The sequence below is a fragment of the Ruegeria sp. AB5 genome (assembly GCF_056542645.1).
In genome coordinates this window covers 24655-32541 of record NZ_JBQGAE010000023.1, presented here as the reverse complement: position 1 = coordinate 32541, position 7887 = coordinate 24655, and the positions used below count along the sequence as shown (strand labels likewise).

The window sequence follows — 7887 nt, the reverse complement described above, 5'->3', positions numbered from 1 at the left end:
CCCATCATCGCTCAGTCCTCCCATCCTCGGGGAGAATTGAATCAGCGACTTACCTCACGATCAAGCAAGAGTTTTTCAACGAAATAAGCCCAAAGTTAACATTGGTGCTCAGGGCGTGAAGGGCTGCTGCGCGCAGAAATCAGGCCTTGCAAAGTTTGACGTTCGGCCCCTAGCTGTCATTCGAACCTTAGCCTTATAGCTGAGGTACGGCCGTCAAAGAAGATATTTGTTGTATCCGCAAAGTCGGTCGAGAGGTTGGCCATAGTTTCAAGGACTTAACTGATAATCGAGTGGAAAGTAGCTCCTCTGTGAAAAGAGAACGCCAAACTCATGGCCTGTCCAAAACAAAGTTTGGAACTATCCCCGCCTTCTTGATAGCTGCTTCAGCATTATGACCCGCAAAAAATCCATACCCTGAGATGAGCGCAGAAGCTATCCCGGCATTTCGTGCGCCAAGAATGTCGGTGTGCAGGCTGTCGCCCACCATTAGGACTCGAGATTTTTTTATATTTCCAAGACGTTGGAAGGCAAGATCGTAGATATTGCCGAAGGGCTTTCCAAAAAACTGGGGAGCGATCCCTGTTTGATCTGCCAACCGGTGCGCGAAGAGACCGGGCTCTTTGGAAAATCCGTACTCGCGAGGAGCGACAATATCAGGATTGCCCACCAATACCGGGCGGGGCCGCTCGATCAAGGCAGCCTCCAACATGGATTGTCTTGCTTCAGTCCAAGCCGCTGACCCGATCATCAGAAACCCGTCTACGGTTTGGTAAGGCGTCGGGTCATCCTCTAGGTAGGACAGCGTCAGCCCCTCCAAATCGCGAAGACCTGCGCTTGGTGTCGCCATCAACCCCCAATGCAACTCACTTTGGCCGATGAGTTCAGATAGCAAAGTGGCTCGGCTGGTGATTACGTCCTGCGGTGTGAAATCATAACCAAGCCTAGTGTACTTATCTAAAAGCGCCGCATGCGGGAACCCAGCAGCATTAGACACGACCAGAATACGTTTACCAGCGTCCTTTAATGACCGGACCCGTTCCGGTGTTTCCGGGATCGCCGTATCACCAATATTTAGAACTCCGAATGCGTCGAGAAGGAACACGTCGAATTCATCAGATATGTCTTCTAGCGTCTCTGCGTGTCGATAGCTCACTTTGGTTTTTGTGTCTTCAGGAAGGCGATGGCGTACAGCCTCGTAGGCACTGAAAGCCTCTTGCGCTGAGAACTCGGTCAAATGATCGCCCCTCGCACTTTCGCCGAGACCCATTCACTGATCATAACTGCAACGAGAATGACAATTAGGATCAGGCTGACTTGTGGCCACGCCAGGACGTTGAGCGAGGCTGACAATTGCAACCCGATACCCCCAGCACCTACGAGCCCAAGCACTGTGGACTCGCGGATGTTGATATCCCAACGGAAGACGGCAATGCCCGCAAAAGCGGGCAGGATTTGCGGAACGATCCCGTAGGCCATAACCTGCCAGCGGGAAGCACCGGTCGCCGTAATTGCTTCAACCTGCGTGTGATCAATTTCTTCTATCGCTTCGTAAAGAAGCTTTGCGCAAAACCCGATTGAACGAATGGCGATTGCTATGACACCAGCAAAAACGCCAGGACCAATAATCGCAATCAGAAGAAGCGCCCAGATCAGCGAGTTGATCGAGCGGGTCGAGACAATGATCAACAGGGCAATCGGCCGGATGAACAGAGCCGATGGCGTGGTGTTGCGGGCCGCCAAAAAGGCAACTGGCACTGCCATGAACAGGGCAATGATTGTACCCAAGGTGGCGATGTTTAGCGTGTCCCAAATCGGGCGACCCAACTGGGTGATGTAGTCCCATTTCGGTGGCGTTGCACGGGTCCAGATATCATTGGCGATGCGGGGCGCGTCCCAGACGAAAAACCATGTCGTCGATTCCGAGATCAACTGCCAGCAGTACACAAAGACCGCTACGCCCAGCAGCCAGCCGAACCATCTAACCAGACTCTGACCCGTCGTTCGACGCCGCCAGATCTGGACATCATCGCGTTCAAGTACCGGCATTACTGAACCCTCGCTCGGATAATTCCGGAAAGGTACTCAAGCGCCATGACGATCCCGATGATGAGGATAAGAATGGCTGCCGCTGTATCGTATTCATAGCGATCGAATGCGGTGTTCAGTGTCGCTCCAATACCGCCGGCCCCAACGAGCCCGAGAATTGCGCTTTCCCGAAAGTTGATGTCGATCCGGTACATTGAAAGCCCCACAAGTCGCGGCATAACCTGCGGCTGGACGCCGTAGTTGATCCATTGTGGCCAACGCGCGCCTGAGGCCTTGATCGCCTCGGCCTGAACCTTGTCCATGGCTTCGATATCTTCGGCCAGAAGTTTGGACAGAAAGCCGATGGTGGCGAAGGACAGCGTCAGAAATCCGGCCAGCGGACCAAAGCCGAAGATAGCCACAAGCAAAATGGCAACGATAATCTCTTGCAACGCCCGGCTTATCGCGACAATGCCCCTGCAAATCATGTAGATTGGCAATGGCGCGATATTGCGTGCAGCCCCCAGACCAATAGGGATTGAAATCAGGATTCCCACGACCGACGCGGCCACGGTCATCACGATACTTTCCAGAAGGCCGCTCCAAATATCTGACCACCGTGACATGAAGTCTGGGCTGGTGAACGCAAGTACAAAAGCCCACCCTCGATCCAGCCCTTCATAGACACGGCCCCAATCAACTTCGATGGTCACAAAGGCGGCGATCAGGTAGGCGAAAAAGCCAAGGAACAATATCCAGCGGAGCAAAGGGTTTTTTACAAAGGCAGGTTTGCGCCAGCCTTTTCCGAGCATGTCGTCTAGTTCTCGATGGCTCATTCTGCAGCCTCGACATCTTCTTCTTCGTCGACTTTTTCAATTGTCGCTTCCCAATCTTCTTCCCCATAGATCTCGGTCAGTTTCTCTGGAGTAAGTCCTGTTGGAAGGCCGTCATACACTATTTCACCAAAGCGGAGGCCAACGACGCGCGGAACAAACATTTGGGCGAGTGCCACGTCATGAATATTGATAATGGCCGCCAACCCGCGCTCCTGACATAATTCTGTGATGAGGCGCATGATTTGACGGCTGGTTTTTGGATCCAGCGAGGCGGTTGGCTCATCAACCAGTAAGAGTTTCGGGTTTTGAATCAATGCGCGACAGATGCCGACCCTTTGGCGTTGACCCCCGGACAGCTCATCCGCCCGCTTGTCAGCCATGTGTAATAACCCGACCCGATCCAGCAGGCGGAAGGCCTCATCCACATCCGATTGCGGATACCGTCTTAGGAAGCTGCGCCAGAATCCCACGTATCCCAGCCGTCCTGACAGCACATTTTCCATCACCGTTAGTCGTTCGACCAACGCATATTCCTGAAAGATCATTCCCATCTCGCGGCGTGCTTTCCGTAGCGCGCCCGATCCGAGCTTGGTCAAGTCAACCTCATCTAAAAGGACACCGCCGCTTGAAGGTTCAACCAAGCGGTTGATGCAACGGATCATGGTCGACTTGCCCGCGCCTGAAGGCCCGATCAACGCAAGAACCTGTCCTTTTGGAACTTCAAGATCGATGGTCTTTAATGCCTGATCACCGGTCTTGTATGTTTTCGTGAGCTTTTGAAGACGCAGCATAAAATGCCCCAGATAAGGTTGAACAGCGGGCCCCATCGGGCCCGCCGAGTTACTTATAGGTTATTGGCAGGCGTAGGAGACGCCGTTTGCTGCGTCGATCTTTCGAATGACGTCCCAGAATTCCTGATAAGTCATCTCAAGGAACTGGCCTTCGTTCGATTTCGAAAACTCAGCTTCAAGGGTGGTGCCGTCCCAGTTGAAGTTGAAGAAAGCGTTGCGGATCTTCTCCTGTAGTTCGGGTGTCAGATTGTAGACTGTTCCGAACCCGGTGGTTGGAAAGGTTTGCGACTTGTAGATTGTAATGACATCGTCTTCGTTGATCACATCGCGTGAGATCATCCGCGACTTCACCGAGTTCGCGATTGAGGCCGCCAGGTAATCCTTGTTAGCAACACCCAGGATCGAGTTGTCGTGCTTACCAGAGTAGACAGGTTCGAAATCGCGTTCGGGCAGAAGATCAAAGTCGCTCTTCAGAATAGCCGACGGCGCTTTGAACCCCGAGTTGGAAGTGGGCGATGTAAAAGCCAGTTGCTTTCCCTTGATGTCCTCAACCTTTTCTATGCCTGAGCCTGGATAGGTTATGATTTCCATCTCATAGCCAAAATTTCCGTCTTTTGAGGCCATGATCGTGAAGGGCCGGAAGCCAGCACAGTTCACTGCCAAAGGGTTTGAGCCGGTGTTGAACCCAGCAATATGCAGACGCCCGGAACGCATCGCTTCAATCTGCGCGGCGTTGTTCTGAACTGGGAAAAAGACCACGTCTTTGCCGGTTTCTGCCTTTAGATGGTCAAGAAAATCTGACCACGCCGTTTTGTAAACCGCAGGATCTTCAACCGGTGTATAGGCAAAAATCAATGTGTCAGGATCAATCTGATCCGAGGGATCTGTGGGAATGTCTGCGATCAGATCCCCGTCCGCGTCGCAGAACCGCTCGTCCAGATCACCGCGCGGACAATCTTGCGCCGAAGAGGGCCCGCCGAGCGACAACAGCGCAATAGCGGATGCTCCAACCAGTAGTTTGATATCGATCTTCATGTCTTCCTCCCAATCATGTACGGCCTCTCCAGCCAATAACTATCGTTCTTCCTTAAGGTCGTTCAGCGACAAGGATCTCGACCTTGGCACTGAATATTGCGTTCTGCAGCTCTCCTTTTGGTTTTGTGTCGGTAACAATGGAATCCAACCCTTCAAAATCACCCACATGGGCCAGTCCCTTGCGGCCGAATTTGTCTGAATCGATCAGAAGATGTTTTGCCGCGGCCCGAGACAGCATCATGCGTTTGATCGCCGCAAAACTGCGTATCGTTTCTGAAGGTCCCTCTTCGGAAATCCCGGACGAGCCAATCATGCAGCGATCGACACTAAAACCAGACAGAAACGCCAGTGTTTCCGTTCCAATGGTTGCGGACTCCGCCGCAAGATATTCCCCTGGACAAAGCAGTACCTCGGCAGCACCGTGGCCTAGGGTCATGGCTACCGGAATCGAGTTTGTAATGACCGTGCAATGGATCCCTCGATAGGCAAGAGCACGCGCCATTTCGATGGTGGTCGAACCAGAGTCGATCATTACCGACTCGCCTTCCTGTATGAGAGCAGCCGCGCGTACACCTATCCTCTCGCGCTCTTCCATTCGAGCGCCTGTGCGCTCATCGAGACTTGGGTAGTGTCCTTGCATCGGGGCAGACGCACCACCGTGCGCACGCGCAATCAATCCATCGACAGACAGGGCATCGAAGTCTCTGCGCACAGTTTCTGTTGACACGTTGAACCGCTGAGCCAACTCGCTGATCCGCACGTGAGGCCGGAGTTTCAATTCCAACAATATCTCGCGACGACGGTCGGATTTTTTAACCCGATCCTGACCTCTTTCCGTTTTTTTGCTGCGCGTTTTAGCTTTGGACATGCAACGACCTGACTCGGCTTCAAGTACACTTTTGTGGCGTTTCGGGCGTTTGGCAATAATATTTGTTGCATAACCCACGTTTCACTGTGAGAATTCCATGAATATCAAAAATTACAAGGCGCAGATTGAAATTGCACCGAACTGAAAAACACAGGAAGACGAGCAGATGATATTGATTGCCGGGCATCTAGCGGCGGCGGTCGCGCTGCTTTTGTGGTCCGTTCAGCTAGTCCGAACGGGGGTTGAGCGCGCATTTATGCCTGAACTAAAGCGCGCCTTGAAGAACCTATCCGACAACACGGTCTCCGCAGCTGCGGGTGGGGGCGTTGCCGCGATGTTTCTGCAAAGCTCAACGGCGGTGGCACTCATAGGAGCCGGATTTGCGGTTTCAGGCATGCTTGCCCCTCATACGGCACTGGCACTGCTAATTGGAGCCGATCTCGGCTCAGCGACAATGGCGATGCTGCTTCTGTTGCCCGTGCAGGCTTTGGTTCCCTTTGCCATGCTTTTTGGAGTTGCGATCTTTTTTAAAGCGCGCAGTCGCAAGGCAAAGCAGGTCGGCCGCATCATGATAGGTTTCGCGCTTGTCTTGATCTCCCTTGGCATGATCCGAAATGCCACAGCACCCATCGGTGACAATGCGATCATCCAATCAATCGCAGCATATTTTCAGGGTGATCTAATCAGTGCTTATGTACTTGGCGCGCTTTTGGCTTGGGCCATGCATTCCAGCCTAGCAGCTGTTTTGACCTTCGCGACTTTTGCCGCGACCGGTCTAGTCGCCGTCCCGGTGGCCGCTGCTTTGGTGTTTGGGGCAAATTTGGGTGGCGCGATCATTCCGTTTGCGCTGTTGTGGTCGGGCGAACGACCTGCCCGCCTGGTCGTTCTTGGGAACCTTGTCGCGCGGGGTAGCCTTACACTGGTGGCTCTGTCGCTATTGATCATGGGCCTTATTCCCTTTCAACTTATTGGTCTCAGCGCCGGTCAGCTAGCCGTCGCGCTTCACATTGCACTTAACGTGTTGCTCTTGATTGTCGCTCTTCCGCTTGTCGGGGCGCTAACGCGGATAGCAGAGCATACTGTACCCCGGCATCCAGACAGCGAAACCGATTCTGTTAGCCCACTTGATCCCGCGGCACTTGATCATCCCCCACTAGCGCTGGCCTGCGCACAACGGGAACTGCTGCGTATGTCCGAGACGGTTCAAGCCATTCTTGTTCCCGTCATGAATTTGTTTCGCACCTGGGACCCGGAAATTGCGCGCAAGATCGAGCGGCGGGAAGATGAAATCGACAGGATGCACTTCGAACTCAAGATTTACGTGTCGCGATTGCGGGAAACCGCAATACTGCCGTCTCAAGAGAAGAAGACATTGGAAATCGTGGCCATTGCGAACAGTCTGGAAGAGGCCGCAGACAGGATCGCCGTGAACCTGGTGTCACTGGCGAAAAAGATGTCTGTCGAGGTGCTCACATTTTCGGATCAGGGACTTGCTGATATCGCGCATTTTCATGACCGGATCGTCACCAACGGCCAATTGGCGCTCAGTGTTTTGACCACAGGAGACGCCGAAGCAGCTCGTCAGCTCGTAGCGGAAAAAGACCGAATTCGGATTGAAGAACACAGGCTGCAGGAACGTCACCTCAAACGCCTGCAGCAAGGGGCTACGGTCAGCATTGAGACCTCAAACATTCATCAGGAAACCCTGCGTCTTCTTAAACAAATCAACGCTGCACTAACCTATATCGCTTATCCCATCGCCCAAGAAACCGGAGATCTTCTGGAAAGCCGTCTTGCCCGACCCCGGAGAATTGGTGGTGCGGCATGAGTAAAAAGGAAATTGCCGAACAAATCGCGGCGCTCCCATTGCGTTGGAACAAGGCCGACAAGCTTTGCGTTCTCATGGTCACCTCGCGTGATCGAGGACGGTGGGTCTTCCCCAAAGGCTGGTTAATGGACGGCAAGAAGCCTTGGCACGCGGCCGAAATCGAAGCTTTGGAAGAGGCTGGTGCAGTTGGATCAATTTCGAACCGTCCAATTGGACATTTTCATTACTTCAAACGTTATGAGCACAAAAATGACGTTCACTGCCGGGTGACACTTTACCCCATGATCGTTGTGAAATTGAAACGCCGCTGGAAAGAAAGCAGTGAACGCAAACGCCACTGGTTTTCGCCCGCGAAAGCGGCAAAACTTGTTGAAGAGAAAGAGCTGTCGCAATTTCTGGAGGACCTTTCAGTCAACTCGGAAAAACTGGAAGCGATAGAGGAACTGCTGAAAGCTGCATGAGGACGGGCATAGAAGAACCGGGATAACCGGCGTGTTGGAGCCT

General features: G+C 53.1%; 8 protein-coding genes. 2 read left to right on the top strand and 6 right to left on the bottom strand.

Annotated features, from left to right (window positions below; translation table 11 throughout):
- Positions 1-328 precede the first annotated feature (328 nt).
- From ACR0L4_RS22235 to ACR0L4_RS22210, 6 genes are read right to left on the bottom strand one after another with little or no spacing between them, the layout of a single operon-like run.
- On the bottom strand, positions 329-1234 hold the full coding sequence (locus ACR0L4_RS22235) for an HAD-IIA family hydrolase (RefSeq protein ID WP_480515236.1): 906 nt from the start codon (positions 1232-1234) through the stop codon (positions 329-331).
- On the bottom strand, positions 1231-2046 hold the full coding sequence (gene phnE / locus ACR0L4_RS22230; protein WP_170754825.1) for a phosphonate ABC transporter, permease protein PhnE: 816 nt from the start codon (positions 2044-2046) through the stop codon (positions 1231-1233). Before phnE (ACR0L4_RS22230) ends, ACR0L4_RS22235 begins: the two co-directional genes overlap by 4 nt.
- Complete coding sequence (phnE, locus tag ACR0L4_RS22225; protein ID WP_170754827.1) at positions 2046-2861, bottom strand: phosphonate ABC transporter, permease protein PhnE; 816 nt, start codon at positions 2859-2861, stop codon at positions 2046-2048. The genes phnE (ACR0L4_RS22230) and phnE (ACR0L4_RS22225) overlap by 1 nt, the downstream gene beginning before the upstream one ends.
- Positions 2858-3652: a phosphonate ABC transporter ATP-binding protein gene (gene phnC, locus ACR0L4_RS22220; RefSeq protein WP_170754829.1), complete on the bottom strand. Its 795-nt coding sequence runs from the start codon at positions 3650-3652 to the stop codon at positions 2858-2860. The genes phnE (ACR0L4_RS22225) and phnC overlap by 4 nt, the downstream gene beginning before the upstream one ends.
- Positions 3653-3712: 60 nt before the next feature.
- On the bottom strand, positions 3713-4687 hold the full coding sequence (phnD, locus tag ACR0L4_RS22215) for a phosphate/phosphite/phosphonate ABC transporter substrate-binding protein (RefSeq protein WP_170754831.1): 975 nt from the start codon (positions 4685-4687) through the stop codon (positions 3713-3715).
- Between the two features lie 52 nt (positions 4688-4739).
- Positions 4740-5555 carry a DeoR/GlpR family DNA-binding transcription regulator gene (locus ACR0L4_RS22210; protein WP_480515233.1) on the bottom strand — a complete coding sequence of 272 codons (816 nt, stop codon included), beginning with the start codon at positions 5553-5555 and terminating at the stop codon, positions 4740-4742.
- Between the two features lie 166 nt (positions 5556-5721).
- Here ACR0L4_RS22210 and ACR0L4_RS22205 point away from each other — a divergent pair, with 166 nt between their 5' ends.
- Together ACR0L4_RS22205 and ACR0L4_RS22200 are read left to right on the top strand one after the other, a co-directional pair.
- Complete coding sequence (locus ACR0L4_RS22205; RefSeq protein WP_480515231.1) at positions 5722-7383, top strand: Na/Pi cotransporter family protein; 1662 nt, start codon at positions 5722-5724, stop codon at positions 7381-7383.
- Positions 7380-7844 carry an NUDIX domain-containing protein gene (locus ACR0L4_RS22200; RefSeq protein WP_170754837.1) on the top strand — a complete coding sequence of 155 codons (465 nt, stop codon included), beginning with the start codon at positions 7380-7382 and terminating at the stop codon, positions 7842-7844. Before ACR0L4_RS22205 ends, ACR0L4_RS22200 begins: the two co-directional genes overlap by 4 nt.
- The last annotated feature ends 43 nt before the right edge of the window (positions 7845-7887 follow it).

What these genes read in the sequence shown, in the direction of transcription:
- phnE (WP_170754825.1), bottom strand. Translation starts at nt 2,046, where the DNA reads ATGCCGGTACTTGAACGCGATGATGTCCAGATCTGGCGGCGTCGAACG.
- ACR0L4_RS22205 (WP_480515231.1), top strand. Translation starts at nt 5,722, where the DNA reads ATGATATTGATTGCCGGGCATCTAGCGGCGGCGGTCGCGCTGCTTTTG.
- phnC (WP_170754829.1), bottom strand. Translation starts at nt 3,652, where the DNA reads ATGCTGCGTCTTCAAAAGCTCACGAAAACATACAAGACCGGTGATCAG.
- phnD (WP_170754831.1), bottom strand. Translation starts at nt 4,687, where the DNA reads ATGAAGATCGATATCAAACTACTGGTTGGAGCATCCGCTATTGCGCTG.
- ACR0L4_RS22210 (WP_480515233.1), bottom strand. Translation starts at nt 5,555, where the DNA reads ATGTCCAAAGCTAAAACGCGCAGCAAAAAAACGGAAAGAGGTCAGGAT.
- ACR0L4_RS22200 (WP_170754837.1), top strand. Translation starts at nt 7,380, where the DNA reads ATGAGTAAAAAGGAAATTGCCGAACAAATCGCGGCGCTCCCATTGCGT.
- phnE (WP_170754827.1), bottom strand. Translation starts at nt 2,861, where the DNA reads ATGAGCCATCGAGAACTAGACGACATGCTCGGAAAAGGCTGGCGCAAA.